The following is an 18,900-nucleotide window of genomic DNA, read 5'->3' as shown; positions in this document are numbered from 1 at the left end:
TTATTCATCCTTTCCATCAAGGCTTTTTATGGTTAGTGGTATTAAGTGTTGTTCTAATTTGTCACGTAGCGATTCGTATTGTGCCGGTAACATCAGTTTTTCACCCATCATTTCATAGGATTCATCGTGAGCAAAGCCTGGTAGGTCTGTCGCAATCTCAAATAAAATTTTTCCGTGCTCTCTAAAGTAAATCGAATTGAAATAATTTCTGTCCTGTACCGGAGTGACACGATAACCATTATCTGTAACTAATTGCTGCCATTCTAGTTGCTCATGGTCATCCTTTGCTCGCCATGCGATATGGTGAACCGTTCCAACTCCCATACTTCCTCGGTCAGTTGCTTCCACTTTTAAGTCAATAATATTACCGATCTCTGCCGGTGCACGGAAGCGTTGGAAATCTCCCTCTTTCCCAACAGGCTCTAGACCTAATACATTTTCTAAAAGTTCGGCAGTTGCTTCTGGTTGAGCTGAGAATAATGTTGCTCCACCAAATCCTTTAATTTCCACATCAGATGTGATGTCTCCCGAAGTCCAATTATTCTTTTCACCTTCCCCACGTTCTACCATTTCGATGTGAAGGCCATGTGGATCGTCGAATGTAAGGTATACTTCATTAAAACGTTCAGATTTTGTGTATTGGATATGGTATCTAGCTAATCGTTTTTCCCAAAAGTCCATTGTTCCTTCAGGTATAACATAGGATGTTACGCCAACTTGACCGTCACCAATTGCTCCTTGTTGAGCGTTGGCCCAAGGGAAGAATGTGATAATCGTTCCAGGTTTTCCGCCATCATCTCCAAAATAAAGGTGATAGGTTCCCGGATCATCAAAGTTAACAGTTTTTTTAACCAGACGTAACCCTAATACACCTGCGTAAAAATCAACATTTTCCTGTGGATGCCCTACAATTGCTGTGATGTGATGAATACCCGCTGTTTGCTTTTTCATTATTATTCACTCCTAATGAAGTATAAGTCCTTTTTCCATGTTATTACCTATTTACAGCTTTTCAAACTTTATAGGATAGTATGAATTCGAGATATCTAATTAAAAAAATTAAATTTTTTCTGCATGATAGCCTAATTTCTTTAATTGTTCTATCATTACTTCTTTTTCCTTGTTATCCAATCCGTCGAAAATAGTATTCATGGCATCTTTATGCTTAGGGAATATCTCGTCCATCAATTTCAATCCATTGTCAGTAAGTGTTGCGTGTGTGATACGCCGGTCGCTGGGGCAAGGTTTTCTTCGAATAAATTGTTTCTGTTCCAGTTTATCAACAACATAAGTAATGCTGCTGCTTGCTATTAATACTTTTTGGCCGATCTTCTGAATGGGTTGCTCGCCTTTACTGTAAATAAATTCGAGTACGGCAAATTCAGTTGGGTTCAATCCAAGGCATTTGATATCTTCTTCCACACGTTTTCTGATCGAAGCTAATGCTCGAGTTAGAACGACAAAAAGTTTTAGTGATAGATCATCACTGTTTGTGGGGTTATTCATAGAATCATTCCTTTTTATCTCGAATTCGAGATAATTATATAAAAATAAACGAGCTATGTCAATACATGGATTTTAAAAAACAATCAATATTTATGATAACATTACTATTACTTTAATATTACCTTTACATTAACAGTAATATGATATATATTGTATTTGCGGGTGACAGAGACATCATCCCAAAACAATAGATAAGGAGAATGCCATTATGGTTGATTCGAAGGAAACTGTCGTTGCTGTTCGAGATCTTCAGAAGTCCTATAAAGGCCAAGAAGTATTAAAAAATATCAATCTTTCCGTAAAAAAGGGTAGTATTTTTGCTTTGTTAGGTTCCAATGGAGCGGGAAAAACAACAACAATTAGAATCCTCTCGACACTTCTTAAAGCGGATAAAGGCTCTGCCTTTATCAATGGATTTAATGTTTCCAAGGAGCCGGAAGAAGTACGCGGAGTTATTAGTTTGACAGGTCAATATGCTGCGGTGGATGAAGGATTATCAGGTAGAGAAAACTTACGCATGATTGGAAAACTTCGTCATTTACCAGAAGCAAATAAAAAGGCAGATGAGTTACTTGAAAGAGTTGATTTACTGGATGCTGCTGATAAACGAGTTGCCACATATTCAGGAGGTATGCGACGTCGACTTGACCTTGCGATGAGTTTGTTAGGAAACCCACCAGTTATCTTTCTAGATGAACCAACTACAGGATTAGATCCACAAAGTAGGTTATCTCTATGGCAAATGATTAAGGAATTATCTGCTGCCGGAACAACAGTATTTTTAACAACACAGTATTTAGAAGAGGCAGATCATCTTGCTGATCACATTGCTATTCTAAATAAGGGAGAAATAGTTGCTGAAGGTACTTCACGAGATTTGAAAAAACTACTGCCACATGGTCATATTGAATTAGGGTTCCATCAAGTAGGGGAAGTTAGAGCAGCATTTAAGTTACTAGATGAATTTCATCCAACTATTCATCCAGAAGGTCAAAAAATTATCCTCTCTACTGATGGAAGCATTAAGCAAATGACAGATATGTTAAATCGCTTAGACCAAGCAGAAATTTCGGTTACACAATTAACGCAAAAGCAACCGACACTAGAGGATGTATTCCTTACAATAATTGGTGAAAAGGAGGGTGCCTAATGGAAATAACGAATAAGTTCAGTGATACAAAAGTGATGATCGGACGAAGTATGCGACTTTCATTTAGAAGTCTTGATACGATGATTACTACTATAGCCATGCCGATCATGATTATGTTTGTCTTTGTCTATATATTTGGGGGAGCTATCGAAACGGGTTATGAGAATTATGTAAATTATTTAGTTCCGGCTATCATTTTAATGACAATTGCTACAGGAGGTACTTATACTTCTGTACGATTAAGTGATGATATTAATAAAGGAATTATTGACAGGTTTCGTTCCATGCCCATCGCTAAATCATCTTTATTATCTGGTTATGTATGGACATCAGTCGTATTTAATTCTCTTTCTACTTTTTTGGTTATTGGATGCGCATTTTTTATGGGATTTCGTCCGGGGGCAAATATTGGTGAATGGTTATTAGTAATTGGCATGCTCATTTTGTTTATCTTGGTAATTTCCTGGATATCTGTACTGTCAGCTTTATTGGCAAAGACGGTAGAAGGGGCAGCGTCTTATGGTTATCTGGTACTACTTCTGATTTTTATCAGCTCAGCTTTTGTTCCAACCGATTCAATGCCGAATTGGATTCGCGTATTTGCAGACAATCAACCAATGACATCGGTCTTAGAAGCCGTACGAAACCTCTTGATGAGTGAACCGGTTGGCAATCATATTTGGGTGTCTGTTCTATGGTTATTGGGGTTATTGTTTGTCACTTATATAGCTTCTGTTCAGGTGTTTAAAAGAAAAACATCTTGATCACGTTATTTAATACCTCCTTTGGGAAATCTATAACAGCTTTAACAATACAATGAAGCTAAAAGTAATGTATTATTGTATATAGGAGGTGCAGAGTTAATGAACATTAAAGCTTCCTCTGATTTGCTTAGAGGACATACAGATACAATTATTTTGAACTTATTAATGAGTGGAGATAAATATGGATATGAAATAACGAAATTAATAGCGAAATATTCAGATGGAGAATATGAGCTGAAAGAGGCGACAATGTATTCAAGTCTGAAGCGCCTTGAGAAGGGTGGCGGTATCATATCCTATTGGGGAGATGAGACCCAAGGTGGCAGACGTAAATATTACAAGATAACGGAAAAAGGAAAAGATAACTATTACGACAATAAAAGAAATTGGGAAGCATCCAAACGTATTTTAGATCAATTATTAGAGAAAGGTGGAAATGAAAAATGACGAACAAAATAATAAGATATGTTGACGGTATATTGTTACCTTATGAAAATACTCATTCTGTTGGGGAGTTGAAGGAAGAGTTAAACAACAATTTACAGGACAAATTAAATGCCTTCATAGAACAGGGTTATGACGAAGATACCGCTTTTAAAATGACTGTTAACTCGATAGGTGATGTAAGTGAAATGGTGGAAGAATTTTCAAAAGGAACGGATGAGAATCAGATAGGACAGAAAAAAATGGATTTTACGAAAATGGATCTTAAGGATTCTGATTTTAAAGAAGTGAATTTACAGGGAACCGAGTTTAGGAGCAGTGATATAAGGGGTTCAGATTTTACTGGAACAGACTTATCAAATACTAATTTTGATACTTGTGATCTAAGAAATGTTATGTTTGACGATGCAAATCTTACAAGCGCTACTTTATCGAAGGCAGATTTATCAAAAACAAGCTTTAAAAAGACTACTTTAGATGACACTGATTTAAGCTATTCTAATTTATCTGGCATTGATTTTGAGAACCATACATTCAATGGTACAAGTTTTTACCAAAGCGGATTAAAAGGTGTAAACTTTAAAAATGCTATATTTAGAAATGTATCTTTTAAATATGCTTATTATTGTCATAAAGCAAATTTCGATGGGGCAACGATGGACAAAGTAACCTTAGCCACATTGAACAGAACGAAAGCAGATTTGACGAATGTTACGGTCATATAATGAGAGGCTAGGACAGAAGGACTCGAATGATGAAAAAACACGAATTTAATGTTCGTGTTTTTTTGTTCCTTGGAAAAGTGCTGCTCTTCCTTGGAAAAATGAATATTTCCAAGGAAGGGAAAGAGAATTCCAAGGAAGGGGTGTACTTTTCCAAGGAAGAGAACGAGAATTCCAAGGAAGAGGCAACAACAAGCACAGGAAGTAGAGCAAGGGTCTGTTCAAATGAGAAAGAGTAATTAATTAATTTTTTATAAAGAGTATTAGAATTTAGTTCCGCTTTTTGGTAAAATATCTTCAATTTACTGATGGGAGAGGACGGGAGACTGAGATGTTTGTACATAAAATTGATGAGCATTTGTCTTTGAAACTGATTGACTTAAGAGATGCAGAAAGAGTGTTTGAATTAACCGAAAATTCAAGAGACTACTTAAAGGAATGGCTTCCTTGGGTGGATAATACCGTTAAAGTAGAAGATACTAAAGCATTTATTCAATCATGTTTAAAAGGTTTTGCTGACAATAACAGTCTAAATGCAGTTATTTTATATAAAGATGAAACAGTTGGAGTTGCTGGTTATAACAGCATTGACTGGTCCAATAAGATCGCATATATTGGTTATTGGCTTGGAGCTGATTACCAAGGAAAAGGAATAATGACAAGAGTAGCTAAAGCATTAACTGACTATGCTTTTACAGAATTACAGTTAAATAAAGTGGAAATTAGAGCTGCGGTCGACAATCAAAAAAGCAGAAGTATACCTGAAAGATTAGGATTCGTGGAGGAAGGTCATATTAGAAGCGGTGAATGGATATATGTTCGTTATGTTGACCATGTTATTTATGGAATTTTAGTTGATGAATGGGTGAAATAACATACATGATAATTGTCGAAATATATTGACAATTTCAACGAAAGCATGCTAAAGTGTAGTGTATTACTTGGATTTGAAAAAATGGACCATATTATTCTTGTCTTATCAAGAGAGGTTGAGGGAATGGCCCGTAGAAACCTCGGCAACCATTAAGTTTTACTTAATATAGGTGCCAATTCCATCTAAGTGGTCTCACTTAGAAGAGATAAGAGATTCATAGCTTTCTAATGTATCTCTCTATCTCTATGTAGAGGGATTTTTTATTTACGAAAAATATTCAGAATATTTAATATAATATATCGAACTTATCAAGAGAGGTGGAGGGACCGGCCCAATGAAACCCGGCAACCATTAAGCAATGGCTTAAAAGGTGCTAATTCCAACAGGAGTAATCCTGAAAGATAAGAAGAGTGAAAGAGTCCTCTTTTTATCGAAGAGGGCTTTTTTATTTACATGTTAGGAAAATATAAAATGTTTGCATGGAAACGTGGTGAAAATCTTTACGTGTGAAGTATAAGAAAAAAAGGAGTTATAACTTATGTCGATTGTCATTTTAGACGGGATCCGGACACCTTTTGGGAAATGGAATGGTGGGCTTTCGAAATTTGATGCTGTATCTTTAGCGAGCAAGCCACTGAAACATTTAGTCGAAAAATATGCAACGTTACCTATTATAGATGGAGTATTATTAGCGCAAGTTATTCAGGCTGGTCAAGGACAAAACCCTGCTAGGCAAGTTGCATACAAGGCGGGGTTGGATACCAGGACGCCAGCAATCACACTGAATAACGTATGTCTCGGGGGAGTTGCCTCGGTCATTGATGCCGTACGCAGAATTAAATTAGAAGAAGGGTCTTTTTATGTTGTAGGCGGTTTTGATTCGATGTCTAATGCACCTCATGTGATTCCGACTCGATCGATCAAAAGTATTGGACACCAAACGATAATCGATACGTTACTTCACGATGGATTATGGTGTTCCTTAAGTGATCAGTCCATGGGTGCCCTAACAGAACAATACAATCGTGCATACAACATTGGTCGCGAGGAACAGGATCAATTTGCAGCTCTCTCTCAGCAAAGAGCTGCCGTAGCTTCTGAACAAGGCTTGTTGCAAGAGGAAATCCTTCCGATCGATGGAGTGCTAGCAGAGGATGAAGGGGTACGACCTCAGACAACGGTTGAAAAGTTAGCGAAACTTAGGCCAGCATTTACGAAAGATGGAACCATTACACCTGGAAATGCTTCACAAATGACAGATGGGGCAAGTATTGGTGTGGTTACAACATTAGAGCAAGCACAACAACTAGAAACAGAACCACTTGCTCATGTGATTGACTGGGCAGAAACTGCGGGACCGGATGCTAGTTTGCAAACAAAACCAGCAGATGCAATGCAAAAAATATTAGATAAACAGCAACTAACAGTAGATGATATTGATTTATTTGAAATAAATGAAGCATTTGCGAGTGTCGTTATCTCAAGCTGTCAGGCACTGAATATTGATTATGGCAAAGTAAACGTTAATGGAGGAGCTATTGCAATAGGTCATCCACTCGGAGGTACTGGTTTCCGTCTAGTATTAACATTGGCACATGCGTTGAAGCGACGTGGTGGTGGTAAAGGCATTGCTTCCCTATGTGGTGGTGGAGGTCAAGGGATTGCCATTTTGATTGAGGTACCAGAGGAAGGAGGAAAAGGATGAATACTCAAACAATAGAGAAAGAGAATCATATATTATGGCAACCTGGGGATAAAGATATCGAGCAATCACATCTTAAAGCTTTTGCAAAGTCTGTCAATCAACCACTCTTTCCCTATGAAAGATTACATCGTTGGTCGATCACTAATATTGGGGACTTTTGGTCCGGCGTATGGGACTATGCCGGTATTATCGGGGATAAAGGAGAAACAATCTATGTTCCCGCAGATTCGATGGCAGATGCGGTCTTTTTCCCTGATGCTCGATTAAATTTTGCTGAAAATCTATTAAAAGGTAATAAGGAGCAAGTTGCTGCCCATCAAGCGGATGAAGCAGGTGTAACAGGGCAGATTACCTTTCAAGAATTGCGCAAACAAGTAGCAAAAGCACAACACGGTTTAAAGCAACTTGGAGTGCAAAAAGGGGATCGTGTAGCAGGTATTACTACTAATAATATGGAAGGCTTAGTCGCTTTACTTGCTGCAACATCACTTGGTGCGGTGTGGACTTCTTGTTCACCAGACTTTGGTGCTAAAGGAATCATTGACCGGATTGGTCAAGTGCAGCCGAAAATACTGATTGCGAATCTCAAATATTACTATAAACAGAAGCCTTTTGATATTTCGGAAAAAGTACAAGAAACAGTTGGGCAGATTGATAGTATTAATCAAGTTATAACCATTGCGGGAGAATTGCCAGAGGCGATCACATGGCAATCTTTACTTGAAAATGATGCGGAGACACCTGCATTTGAACGAATCGATTTTCATGATCCCTTATATATTTTATATACATCAGGTACAACAGGATTACCAAAAGCAATTGTTCATTCTGTCGGAGGAACGCTTTTACAACATGTTAAAGAGCATCAATTGCACTGTGATGTCCATGAAGAAGATGTGTTGTTTTGGTATACCAATACGGCATGGATGATGTATCCATGGATAGTTACTGGTTTGGCTAGTAATGCTTCAATTTTATTATATGACGGTTCTCCGGTGTTACCTGATAAGCCGACACATTTGTGGGACATTGCAGAAGAAATCGATCTTACACATTTTGGCACGAGTCCAAAATACTTAGATTCGTTAATGAAAGCAGATGTTGTATTGAAAGATCACTATGTATTAGCTTCCTTGAAAAGTATTCTTTCCTGTGGTGCACCGCTTGTGGCGGAGCAATATGACTGGGTATATGAAACCATTAAAGAAGATCTTTATTTAGCTTCTATTTCAGGTGGTACCGAGATTATCGGATGTTTTGTGATGGGTTCACCAGTTCATCCTGTTATTCGTGGTGAGATCAGTTGTAAAGCATTAGGAATGGCTATGGAAGTTTTCGACGAACGTAATGCACCTGTCTATGGTCAAAAAGGAGATCTTGTATGTACGCAACCCTTTCCAAGCATGCCGCTAACATTCTATGGAGCGAATGGGGACGAACGTTATCGTAACAATTACTTTGCCCAACGACCTGGCATATGGACACATGGTGATTTTGCGGAACAAACGATTGATCAGTCTTTTATTATCTATGGTCGTGCAGATACTGTGCTTAATCCGGGCGGTGTGAGAATCGGTACAGCAGAAATTTATAGTGTCGTAGAGCAGATTGAAGAAGTTAAGGATTCGATTGTATTTGGCTTACCTTGTGATAATGATGAAGAAATTGTTTTATGTGTAGTAACAGATTATTTAACGAAAGACCTGGCTAAATATATTCGCCAGCAAATACGTGGAAAGGCATCACCAAGACATGTACCAAGACGTATTTATCAAGTTAATGATATTCCATATACAATCAATGGTAAGAAAGTAGAAGGTGCAGCTAAAACAGAAGCTGCTGGAAAAGAAGTCAAAAACAAAGCTTCTATTAGTAACCCTGAATGCCTGAAAGAATTGACAGATATTAAAGAAAAGGAGTGCTACTAATGGCGAAACGACCGAAAGGAGCCATTATTGGTATCGGTGAACTAAAGCCAGTCCGTTACTCAGAGGGGAAAACGACTTTAGGATTGATAGCAGAATCCGTACAACTGGCATTAACAGATGCCGGGATAACTAAGGATGAAATAGATGGATTGCTAGTTGGACCACAAGTCGGTGAAACACCACAACATGTGCCTGCAACAGTGTCAGAATATTTAGGGCTCTCACCGATCATGTCAAATACCGTTGATCTTGGTGGTGCAACTGGTGCAGGAATGGTATGGCGTGCAGCAGCCGCGATTGAAGCAGGAATGTGTGAAACGGTTGTCTGTGTATTAGCAAATAAAAATGAAAAAGGACAGGCACCACGTTCACCAAATCGTAACCCAATTCGTGAATTCGATGTTCCATTTGGTGCTTCAGGTGCAAATACCTCCTATGCATTGTTAAAAAGAGAACACATGGAAGTGTATGGTTCCAAACAAGAGGACTTTGCCAGCATTGCCTATTGGGCAAGGAAAAATGCCCTAAAAAACCCGAAAGCCATCTTTTATGATAAACCAGTTGAGTTGGAAGATATTTTGCAGTCACCAATGATCTCTGATCCACTGCGACTTTTAGAAATTGTCATGCCGTGTGCAGGTGGTGCAGCGGTGATCGTGACTTCAGAAGAAAAAGCGAAGCAAGCTAAACATAAACCGGTCTATCTTAAAGGAGCAGGGGAAAAAATAACACATCGAGCGGTCAGCCAAGCCCCGGCTACTGATCAGTTACCTTTTGCATATTCGATTCCACAAGCCTTACAACAGGCGGAAATAGATGGGAAGGATTTAGATTTACTGTCCTTGTATGATTGTTATACAAATGTTGTAGCGGTACAGCTTGAGAGTATGGGGATATGTAAGCCAGGAAAATTTGGTGATTTTGTCAGAAGCCATACTTTTGGACCTGATGGGGATTATCCACTCAATACACATGGCGGTCAATTAGGATTTGGACAAGCAGATTTAGCGGGAGGGATGTCGCACGTAATCGAAGCAGTCGTGCAATTACGCGGTGAAGGAAAAAGGCGACAAATTCCCGGTGCTAGACACGCTCTCGTTACTGGAAATGGAGCGACTTTAAGTGAAACAACTGCTTTAGTATTAGGAGGAGAACAATGACGAATATATCATTTCCGGAACCGACGATTACAGCAGTAAGTAAACCTTTTTGGGATAAAGTTGCCGAGAAACAATTCTATCTACAGCAATGTGATGATTGTGCTCAGTGGGTTTTCTATCCGCGAGCTCATTGTCCCCACTGCTTTGGATCTCATCTGACATGGAAGGAAGCTTCAGGGCAAGGAAAGTTAAAATCATGGAGTATGGTTCATCGAACAGGACATCCTGCCTGGCAGGAACGTACGCCATACGCAGTAGGAATTGTTGAATTAGCCGAAGGACCGTCCTTACTCACTCATTTGCTAATTAACGAACAGGAATTGCACTATCAGTTACCAGTAGAAATATCCTTTCAGTCACTAAATGAAAGACTATTACCATTTTTCCAAAAGAAAGGGGATTAAATCATGATCTATATGTATCTCATTTTAGTTGCAGTTTTTTGGATTATCGGACTTATTATATGGAGCAAGTATTATAAAAATAATTAAAGGTGGTTTTTTTGCATGTTAGCGGAATCTAGTTTACTTCTTTGGACTGTTATTATATTATTAATTGCTTATTTCGGCGTTGTAACATGGATCGGAAAAAAAGGACGTGCTCATAGCAAATCGATGAATGGATTTGCTACCGCGAGAGGGAAGGTCAGCCCATGGCTGGTAGGTGCTAGTTTCGCCGCCTCTTACTCTAGTGCGAATCTATTTATTGGTGTTCCAGGCTTAGCTTATGAGTATGGCACATCGGTTTTATGGTATACATTAGGATGTTTTGGAGTTTCATGGGTAGGTCTATTAATTTTTGCGAAAACATTTTGGCGTTATGGGAAAAAATTCGGTCGAGTTTCCACGGTACCAGAATGGTTAGGTCGACGATATAATTCTAAAACGTTACAGGTTATTGTATCACTGCTTATTTTGTTCAATGTCTATTATATAGTCGGGCAAAATGTCGGTCTTGCCACTATCTTTGAAACGGTAATCGGGATTCCATATTTCTGGGGGATTATCATCGGGGTAGCCATTACGATTTTATATATCGGACTTGGTGGTGCCTTTGCACAAATGATTACGGACGGTATTCAAGGACTGTTTATGGCTGTAGCATCAATCCTTATTTTTATTTCATTCTTTTGGACAATCGGTGGCGGATTCAATGTATTTGGTGAATTAACCAATCAACTTAATGCTGTAGATTCTAATTTAACAACTTTTGTTGGTGTAGATGGTCCATATAATAGTGTGTTAGCCATTATGGCTGTTCAGTTTTTACTATTCAGCTTTGTTTTAATGCCACACCTGTTAAATAAGATTTTATCGATCGAAACAGAGGAAGAACTTGCTCCATTCACCTTATCATCAGGGATTGTTTTGTTTGTGATTTCAACATTGATGGTACTTGGTGGATTAGCGGCACGTGTAATCTTCCCAACATTAAATAGTCCGGATTCAGCGATTCCAATGTATGTGATCGAATCGTTCCCTAGTATTATTGCTGCGATTATGATTGTCGGTATTATTTCTGCTATTCTTTCCAGTACAGACAGCTTGTACTTGGGAGTGACAACTAGTATCGGGAATGACTTTTACCGGGTACTGGCACCGGTATTTAAGAAGAATATCAGTCAGGCGAGATTAGAATCTCAATCGGTTAAGGTGGCGAAGGGATCGCTTATTGTAGTTGGTCTCTTGTCTTTATATATTTCCTTAGATCGGCCGGATTCATTGTCAATATTAATTCAATTTAGCTTTTCTGCAATTATTTCTGGTATTTTAGCACCGATAACATTAGGATACTTTTGGAAGAAGGCAACAAACTATGGTGCAATTGCAGCAGTAATCACGGGTGCAGGTTTGTATGTTGTCTTTACTCAATTTAATATAATAGAAAATATATATCTTGCGATGTTCTTTGCTTCTTTCGCATCATTTATTGCAATGGCCATCATTGGATGGTTGACAGCTACTGAAAAACATGAGGAATTAGTGTTGAAGAAGAGCGGATAAACAAAGAGGTTGTCCTGAGGATAATGACAGCAACTGAAACTCTAGTTGTTTAATGATCTTAGGGACAGCTTTTTTTATAAGATAAGAAAGTATATAGTAAAAGATGTGTACTTCGCCTGTTTGTTATTTTGAAAGATAGCTTGTGCAAGCCGACAGCTGCGGCTGACCGTTTCGCTTTCCTAGGGGCATGATAAATAGATTGATAACAAAAATGACTAGAATTATATCTTCCAGTTATGGAAATATGATATTATGTAAGTGCATTCATAAAATCATGAAAATGACAACTTTATAGATAAAATACATAAATAATCTTGTGAAAAAGGTGAGGATAGGATGTCAAATCAATCAAATGTAACGTTAACAATGTCTAAGTCTTTTGAGGTAGAAGCAGACAAAGTGTTCTCAGCGTGGATTCAACCTGAATTAATGAAAAAATGGCTTTTCACTATGGAAATGACCAACAAAGAGACGAAAAGTGATGCTGAAGAAGGTGGTAGCTGGGAAATTGTCGATCACCGTGAAGGCAAGGATTACCGTGCAATTGGGGAGTATCGAGTAATAAATGCACCTAATAAATTGGTGAAAACTTTTAAAATGCCACAATTTAGTGACACGGAAGATGTATTAACTATTTCCTTTGAGCCGACTGATTCAGGGTGCAATATGACTTTTGTACAAAAAATTGTTGTGCCACATGAAGAAGGATGGACGCAGGAAGATATTGATAAGGCATGTAAAGAATATCATGATGGTTCTAAAGCTGGTTGGGAAATGATGTTTGAAGGGCTGAAACAGCTAGTGGAAACGGGTAAAATTGATTACCCTACAGACAACAATTAATGGAATAAATTTAGGGAAATCCTTTGGAGTTACCTTAGATTTATCAAGAAAAGGGCGACTGATGAGTATATTTATCAGTCGCTTTTTATATAATGAAGAGCATCTTATACGTGTAAATTTACCTGTTATTCATTTTTTTGAACAACTAATGTGGAATTTTACCAAATGATGCATGATTTATAACATAATACAAAAAGGGGGGGAACAATGAAGATACAAATTGATATTGACCCGAAATATGAAGAGTGTAATGTGACGATTCACGCGAAGGAATAGACAAAAGACATTGAAGAACTGGTTCAATTGCTTCAAAGGAAACAACCGAAAAGAATAGTATCTGTTCAGGAAGATCGATCTATTTTATTAAATCCTGAAGAAATTGATTTCGTATTTGCCAGAGAACGGAAAGTATTCGCGGCGATTCATGGGAAGTGTATGGAGTTGAAAATGAAATTATATGAGGTAGAGGAAATGCTTCAGCAATCTGGATTTATTCGGTTTTCTAAATCCGTTGTTGGCAATATAAATCAAATCGATCGGTTCGAATTATCCTTTAATGGTAATTTGTGTGTCTATTTTAAGTCTGGAAGTAAGGAATATGTGAGCAGAAAATATGTGCATGATTTAAAATCTCAGATTGTCGAAGGAGGCGAATACAATGATCGTTGAGGGCCTGAAACGAATTATGATAGGTGTTGCGGTCGGAAGTCTTATAACCTTCGCAGTAATATCTTTCATGATTATTCAATCCATCGATTCCTCGATGCAGGAAATATGGAAGCATTGGTTGGCAAGCATGCTGATTGGTATTTTATTCAGTTTCGCATCTGCTATATTCGAACGGGAAGAATGGAGCATTTTGAAACAGACCGTCATGCATTCGACTTTAACATTCCTAGTTCTTTTTCCTATTATCATTCTAGCAGGCTGGCTTCCGTTTAATCCAGTGTCGTTGATCATAGGTTTAGGTATATTTTTAACTACCTATTCAATCATGTGGGTTAGTATGTATTTCTACTATAAAAATGTAGAAAAGTCCATGAATAAATGTATAGACAGTGATAACAAATAAAAAACGTTTTTTCATAGAGGAGGGATTTTATGATGATTGATGTGCAAGGTGTTAGTAAAACATATGGTTCAAATCAAGCATTGGATAATTTGCAATTTCAAATTAATGAAGGCAATTGTTATGGGTTAGTGGGTCCAAATGGTGCGGGAAAATCTACTTTCATGAAAATATTAGTTGGTGTATTGCAGCGTTTTGATGGGGATATTCAAGTTTTTAATCATTCGGTTAAAGAAAATAGATTGGGAGTAAAGAGTTATATTGGCTACGTTCCGCAAGATATATGTCTGGAGGAACTATTAACGGCTAAGGATAATTTAATTTATTTTGGAAAGCTGTATGGCTTATCAGGTGAACATTTGCGTAAACGAATAAAAACAGTCCTAGAACAAATTGGATTAAGTGAGAAGGCGAATCAAAAATTAACCGAGTTCTCAGGTGGAATGAAACGTCGTTTGAATATTGGCTGTGCCATACTTCATGAGCCTTCTTTGATCGTGTTAGATGAACCGACTGTGGGAATTGATCCACAATCAAGGCACTCGATTTTTTCGCTTATTCAGGAACTAAAAGAGGCAGGAAGTACGGTTGTATATTCTAGTCACTATATGGAAGAAGTAGAGGAATTATGCGATAGCGTAGGCCTTATCGATAAAGGAAAATTGGTAGAGCACGGAACCATGAAGCAAGTATTGAATAAACACCGTAGTGCGTCTATATTCGTTTCGGCGGAGGGAATCAGCGAAGAAGAGCTGTCATCACATGGGGTGACAATCAAGAAGAAAACTGGATTCACTGTGAATTGTGATGATCCCCTTCTGACAATGGAGAATATGATTGAGCAATTTCGTAACAAAGGGATTCATCCAGAACGGTTGGAATTAAGTCAATCAAGACTGGAAGATATTTTCTTTAATTTAACAGGAACACAATTAAGGGATAATGGATAGGAGTTGATTTTAATGTGGGCGATTACTACGGTTGAATTAAAAAAGAAGCTGCAGGATAAAGGTCTTTGGTTTTGGACTTTTATATTGCCAATTATTTTTATCATCGGTTTTATAACGATATTTTCTGGTGTGAACAATATGGAGCCAGAACAATTGGTTACCCAAATTGTACCGGGTTATACTGTTATGTTTTCATTCTTCATCATGATTTCGATGGTCATTACATTTATTAAAGACCGTGATAGTGGAATGGTTGCTCGAGTCGCTAGTACACCTTTACCATTAAAGCAGTTTCTTATCGGTAAATGGTTACCATTTATGATCGTGGTTATTATTCAGATTATCGTACTATTAACATTTGGTGTGGTAGTGTATGACTTGCCTTTGGGTGATCCACTTGCTTTGAGCGTTTTATCGCTAACACTGGCCTTTATATCTACCAGCTGGGGATTAGCGATGTCGTTATTAGTGAACACAGAAAACATGGGAATAGCTTTGACACAAGTGATTGCTTTAGGTGGTGCAATGCTTGGTGGTTTATGGATGCCACTAGAAATTATGCCGGACTATATGCAAACGATAGCTAAGTTCTTTCCACAATTTTGGGGATTGGAAGGATATAAACTCATTTTAGTGGAAAACGGTCAAATCATTGATATTTGGTTACCAATATTGGTCTTGATATCGTTTGGTCTTGCTGGAGGTTTACTTGCTTTCTTAGCCTATCCTCGTTTTTTACGGCAATCCAGAAGCTAGCTTTGCTTGGTGGAGCATTTGTTTTCACGTATGTTCAACATTTTGTAATACTTTCTTATATGGAGTCATAAAAAAGGTTCTGATTATTGTAGAAAGAGATAGTAAAAGATACAATAGACAGGAAAGGTAAGGTGTAGGATATATGACAAATGAAAACAGTATGCCATTACCACCGAAAACTTGCAGCGTTGACCGGCTGGTTACACTTCCAGATGATGTGGATAAAGTATTAGAAGGTATTAAAACCGCAACAAGACGTAATGGCCGTTATGCAGATATCGGTGAAATCATGGAACTAAAAGATAAAAAATTTCGAATTGATAATGTGTATAAGCAAAAACTTGGCGAATTAACGGATGAAGACGGCAAGCGAGAAGGATATGAAAGTTTAGAGGCATATAAAGAATCAATCTTATCGATCCATCCTGGGATGCCATGGCTTCCTGAAATGGAAGTATGGGTACATGAATTCAGTGCTTTAGAATAAGGGATTTCCTAAATGGTTCAGACTACGTTTTATTTTAAAGACTTCAAATTATTGGAGTCTTTTTCTATCTATTTTTTTATATAGATGGTTAGTGTCTCTACTGTGAATTTGTAGCAGATAAATTATGATTAAATAAAAAGAAACGGACAATATATGAAGGATGGAAAGAAATTGTTGAGGAGAGAATGTAATGGATTTTTATTTCTATCTCGTTTTTACACTATCCTATCTTATTTTATTAATAGTGGGCTTTGTTAAAAGAAGAGAGAAGAATATCATGAGCTTTACTGTCTTTTTATACTTAGTCATAGTTGGTTTAACTGTTGACAATGCTATTATCGCTTTTGGAAAATGGATTGGAACCGGCTCTCTTTTGGAAAGTCTCCATCTGTTCCGTTATTGGATACATGCTTTGATAACACCAACACTTCTTCTGTTCTGTTTAGGTCTATTGCAAAAGTCTGGTAAAAAATATTTTAGCACAGCTAGGGCAGTTTGGATTACTTTGATGTGTACATGTGTATTAATACTTATCGAAATTATTACTGTAGTAGCGGTAATAGAGCTAAAGCCAGTTATGGAATATGGTATACTCCATTATGTTCCTGTAAAAGAACATGTTGGATCTATATTAATGATTATCATGGTTAGTTTAATTCTTCTTGTTACAGGTTTTCTTCTTTATATCTTTACGAGCTGGAAATGGATGCTTGTGGGTACTATCATAATGGGAATAGGTAGTGCTCTACCAATCAAGGTTGACAGTACAGCTTTTACAAATGCACTGGAGTTGGTGCTGATGATTAGTTTAGTTGCAACGGATATTACGTTTTCTAATAAGAAACAATAGGCAAACCGCCTTATCCACCTCTACATATGAATAAGACGTTCCTTATTATTCTACAAAAACCTGTAAGGCTATGATGATTCTCCATAATTAAGACCCAATTCATAAGCTTTTTCCAACCACTGTTCCATATATCCAGGCTCTTCTTTAATCGTTTCATACAATAATTCGAATTTAGAAGAGCCTATCCCACAGTAATCCGCTAACCCGACATTGAAATAGTGTGTCATCATTTGATCATATTTCCTCTTTGTAAACCTTTCTATCGGGGCTCCTGCTAGACTTAACCATAAGACATGTTGATGCGGTAATTTTCCTGGACCATAGGCAAAGCTGTAATTCCAGACTCTGTCAATATAGCCTTTTAACAATGCAGGCATGCTCCACCACCAGAGAGGGAAAACAAATGCTAAACCATCATATTGCTTCATTCTTTCCATTTCCTGATGTACTCTAGCAGAAAATTGCTGTTGATCAGCTCCCCAGTCGGGCTCATCCGCTTCTTTTAAAACAGGATCAAAATCACTGCGATAAAGATCCAGAACATCTACTTCGTGTCCAGCATCCTGCAGTCCTTCTATCATGCGATTAGCGATTGTAAAAGTTAACGAATCTTGGCGGGGGTGTGTAACAATTGATAAAATCTTCATATCATCTCTCCTTCTTCTCTTGTTCTTTTGTTAATTTCATTATATAGTTATTTTATAGTTCAGTAAAATTGATGTTTTTGATATATTAGTTCAGCGAAAATGATAAGAGGGGTGGATAGAGTGGAACTTAGGCATCTCATTACCTTTAAAACCATTGTGGATGTTGATGGTTTTAAAAAGGCAGCGGATAAATTAGGCTATGCACAGTCTTCGGTAACGGCACACATAAAGGAATTAGAAGAAGAATTGGAAAAACCCCTCTTTGATCGGCTGGGAAGAAAAACGATCTTAACGCAGGCAGGTCGGGACTTTTACCCATATGCAATAGAAATTATTGATCTCTATGCAAAATCGAAATCAGTCGTCAGTGAAGGAGAAGAGCCATCAGGTCCATTAACAATCGGTGCTAGTGAATCTTTAATGGTTCATTGGCTTCCGGAATTGATCATGGAATTCGCGCAGAAATATCCTAAAGTAGAATTAACTTTAAAATCTCTTCAGTATGAAAATCTCACCTCCCAATTAAAAAGCGGGGACATCGACATTGCGATGCTTGTTGAGATGCCGCATTGGCAAGTAAATGAGTTGCAAATTGATCAAATTAGGGAGGAGAGGCTTTGTTTCATTACAAGTGGTGATAAGCGAGAGCGGATGCTGGTAACGGAATACCGTTGCGGCTGGCGTCCGATAATTGAAGACTATATAAAAAAGACCGATACGAGTATGTCCAGAATAGAATTACCTAGTTTGGAGGCCATTAAAAAGTCGGTGATGTGTGGTCTGGGTGTGTCGATGCTCCCTTATTTTGTGGTGAAAGACGAACTCAATAAGGGCAAACTAGAGGAGATAAAGCAAAGTATAAGTCAGTTAGGAATCTATACAGCTGTTCATAAAGATAAATGGTTATCAAAGAACATGAAAGCTTTTCTTCAAGTATTAAATAATCAAGGAGAAGATAGCTTCGGAAAATAAAGTAAGTCTGTTGGCGAGATGGTCCCTTCTCGCCAACAATCTTAAAATTGTTTTCCTTAGAAATAGTACT

At 37.7% G+C, this 18,900-nt stretch carries 22 protein-coding genes and 2 riboswitches; of the genes, 19 read left to right on the top strand and 3 right to left on the bottom strand.

Going from position 1 to position 18,900, the window contains the following annotated elements:
- Together BM121_RS18865 and BM121_RS18860 are read right to left on the bottom strand one after the other, a co-directional pair.
- Complete coding sequence (locus BM121_RS18865; protein ID WP_091485558.1) at window positions 1–951, bottom strand: ring-cleaving dioxygenase; 951 nt, start codon at window positions 949–951, stop codon at window positions 1–3.
- A 108-nt stretch (window positions 952–1,059) separates the two neighbouring features.
- Window positions 1,060–1,506, bottom strand: coding sequence for a MarR family winged helix-turn-helix transcriptional regulator (locus tag BM121_RS18860; protein WP_091485556.1), 447 nt, complete (start codon window positions 1,504–1,506; stop codon window positions 1,060–1,062).
- Between the two features lie 208 nt (window positions 1,507–1,714).
- Here BM121_RS18860 and BM121_RS18855 point away from each other — a divergent pair, with 208 nt between their 5' ends.
- From BM121_RS18855 to BM121_RS18770, 18 genes are all read left to right on the top strand, one after another.
- On the top strand, window positions 1,715–2,656 hold the full coding sequence (locus tag BM121_RS18855) for an ATP-binding cassette domain-containing protein (protein WP_091485554.1): 942 nt from the start codon (window positions 1,715–1,717) through the stop codon (window positions 2,654–2,656).
- Window positions 2,656–3,420: an ABC transporter permease gene (locus tag BM121_RS18850; RefSeq protein ID WP_091485553.1), complete on the top strand. Its 765-nt coding sequence runs from the start codon at window positions 2,656–2,658 to the stop codon at window positions 3,418–3,420. The genes BM121_RS18855 and BM121_RS18850 overlap by 1 nt, the downstream gene beginning before the upstream one ends.
- Window positions 3,421–3,519: 99 nt before the next feature.
- Window positions 3,520–3,867, top strand: a complete 348-nt coding sequence (locus BM121_RS18845) for a PadR family transcriptional regulator (protein ID WP_091485551.1) — start codon at window positions 3,520–3,522, stop codon at window positions 3,865–3,867.
- Window positions 3,864–4,589 (top strand): pentapeptide repeat-containing protein, encoded by a 726-nt coding sequence (locus tag BM121_RS18840; RefSeq protein WP_091485550.1) that lies wholly within the window; start codon window positions 3,864–3,866, stop codon window positions 4,587–4,589. Before BM121_RS18845 ends, BM121_RS18840 begins: the two co-directional genes overlap by 4 nt.
- 26 nt (window positions 4,590–4,615) lie before the next feature.
- Window positions 4,616–4,825: a hypothetical protein gene (locus tag BM121_RS18835; protein ID WP_091485548.1), complete on the top strand. Its 210-nt coding sequence runs from the start codon at window positions 4,616–4,618 to the stop codon at window positions 4,823–4,825.
- A gap of 92 nt (window positions 4,826–4,917) precedes the next feature.
- Window positions 4,918–5,460 carry a GNAT family N-acetyltransferase gene (locus BM121_RS18830; protein ID WP_091485547.1) on the top strand — a complete coding sequence of 181 codons (543 nt, stop codon included), beginning with the start codon at window positions 4,918–4,920 and terminating at the stop codon, window positions 5,458–5,460.
- Window positions 5,461–5,559: 99 nt separating this feature from the next.
- A riboswitch (SAM riboswitch) is annotated at window positions 5,560–5,672 on the top strand.
- Between the two features lie 90 nt (window positions 5,673–5,762).
- Window positions 5,763–5,868: riboswitch (SAM riboswitch) on the top strand.
- 130 nt (window positions 5,869–5,998) lie between these two features.
- Window positions 5,999–7,165 (top strand): thiolase family protein, encoded by a 1,167-nt coding sequence (locus tag BM121_RS18825; RefSeq protein WP_091485545.1) that lies wholly within the window; start codon window positions 5,999–6,001, stop codon window positions 7,163–7,165.
- A complete protein-coding gene (locus BM121_RS18820; protein ID WP_091485544.1) occupies window positions 7,162–9,093 on the top strand; it encodes an acetoacetate--CoA ligase in 1,932 nt (643 codons plus the stop codon). The genes BM121_RS18825 and BM121_RS18820 overlap by 4 nt, the downstream gene beginning before the upstream one ends.
- On the top strand, window positions 9,093–10,253 hold the full coding sequence (locus BM121_RS18815; RefSeq protein WP_091485542.1) for a thiolase family protein: 1,161 nt from the start codon (window positions 9,093–9,095) through the stop codon (window positions 10,251–10,253). Before BM121_RS18820 ends, BM121_RS18815 begins: the two co-directional genes overlap by 1 nt.
- Window positions 10,250–10,657, top strand: a complete 408-nt coding sequence (locus tag BM121_RS18810; protein WP_091485541.1) for a Zn-ribbon domain-containing OB-fold protein — start codon at window positions 10,250–10,252, stop codon at window positions 10,655–10,657. The genes BM121_RS18815 and BM121_RS18810 overlap by 4 nt, the downstream gene beginning before the upstream one ends.
- Window positions 10,658–10,759: 102 nt before the next feature.
- Window positions 10,760–12,256: a sodium:solute symporter family transporter gene (locus BM121_RS18805; RefSeq protein ID WP_091485539.1), complete on the top strand. Its 1,497-nt coding sequence runs from the start codon at window positions 10,760–10,762 to the stop codon at window positions 12,254–12,256.
- 336 nt (window positions 12,257–12,592) lie between these two features.
- Window positions 12,593–13,099 carry an SRPBCC family protein gene (locus BM121_RS18800; RefSeq protein WP_091485538.1) on the top strand — a complete coding sequence of 169 codons (507 nt, stop codon included), beginning with the start codon at window positions 12,593–12,595 and terminating at the stop codon, window positions 13,097–13,099.
- Between the two features lie 303 nt (window positions 13,100–13,402).
- Window positions 13,403–13,768 carry a LytTR family DNA-binding domain-containing protein gene (locus BM121_RS18795; RefSeq protein WP_245780851.1) on the top strand — a complete coding sequence of 122 codons (366 nt, stop codon included), beginning with the start codon at window positions 13,403–13,405 and terminating at the stop codon, window positions 13,766–13,768.
- Window positions 13,758–14,171, top strand: coding sequence for a DUF3021 domain-containing protein (locus tag BM121_RS18790; RefSeq protein ID WP_091485536.1), 414 nt, complete (start codon window positions 13,758–13,760; stop codon window positions 14,169–14,171). Before BM121_RS18795 ends, BM121_RS18790 begins: the two co-directional genes overlap by 11 nt.
- 29 nt (window positions 14,172–14,200) lie before the next feature.
- Complete coding sequence (locus BM121_RS18785) at window positions 14,201–15,118, top strand: ABC transporter ATP-binding protein (protein ID WP_245780850.1); 918 nt, start codon at window positions 14,201–14,203, stop codon at window positions 15,116–15,118.
- Window positions 15,119–15,130: 12 nt separating this feature from the next.
- On the top strand, window positions 15,131–15,874 hold the full coding sequence (locus tag BM121_RS18780; RefSeq protein WP_091485535.1) for an ABC transporter permease: 744 nt from the start codon (window positions 15,131–15,133) through the stop codon (window positions 15,872–15,874).
- Between the two features lie 142 nt (window positions 15,875–16,016).
- Entirely contained in the window at window positions 16,017–16,361 is a 345-nt protein-coding gene (locus BM121_RS18775; protein ID WP_091485533.1) for an ASCH domain-containing protein, read from the top strand.
- A 190-nt stretch (window positions 16,362–16,551) separates the two neighbouring features.
- Complete coding sequence (locus BM121_RS18770) at window positions 16,552–17,211, top strand: hypothetical protein (RefSeq protein WP_091485531.1); 660 nt, start codon at window positions 16,552–16,554, stop codon at window positions 17,209–17,211.
- A 68-nt stretch (window positions 17,212–17,279) separates the two neighbouring features.
- Here BM121_RS18770 and BM121_RS18765 read toward each other — a convergent pair whose 3' ends face one another.
- Window positions 17,280–17,858, bottom strand: coding sequence for an NAD(P)H oxidoreductase (locus tag BM121_RS18765; protein ID WP_091485530.1), 579 nt, complete (start codon window positions 17,856–17,858; stop codon window positions 17,280–17,282).
- Between the two features lie 120 nt (window positions 17,859–17,978).
- Between BM121_RS18765 and BM121_RS18760 the strand changes: the two genes are divergently transcribed.
- Complete coding sequence (locus BM121_RS18760) at window positions 17,979–18,830, top strand: LysR family transcriptional regulator (protein ID WP_091485528.1); 852 nt, start codon at window positions 17,979–17,981, stop codon at window positions 18,828–18,830.
- Window positions 18,831–18,900: the final 70 nt, after the last annotated feature.

The sequence above is a fragment of the Gracilibacillus orientalis genome, from assembly GCF_900114645.1.
Taxonomy (GTDB): Bacteria; Bacillota; Bacilli; order Bacillales; family Amphibacillaceae; genus Gracilibacillus; species Gracilibacillus orientalis.
Note: the sequence above shows the minus strand (reverse complement) of the source record. Positions and strands in the feature narration are given on the sequence as shown.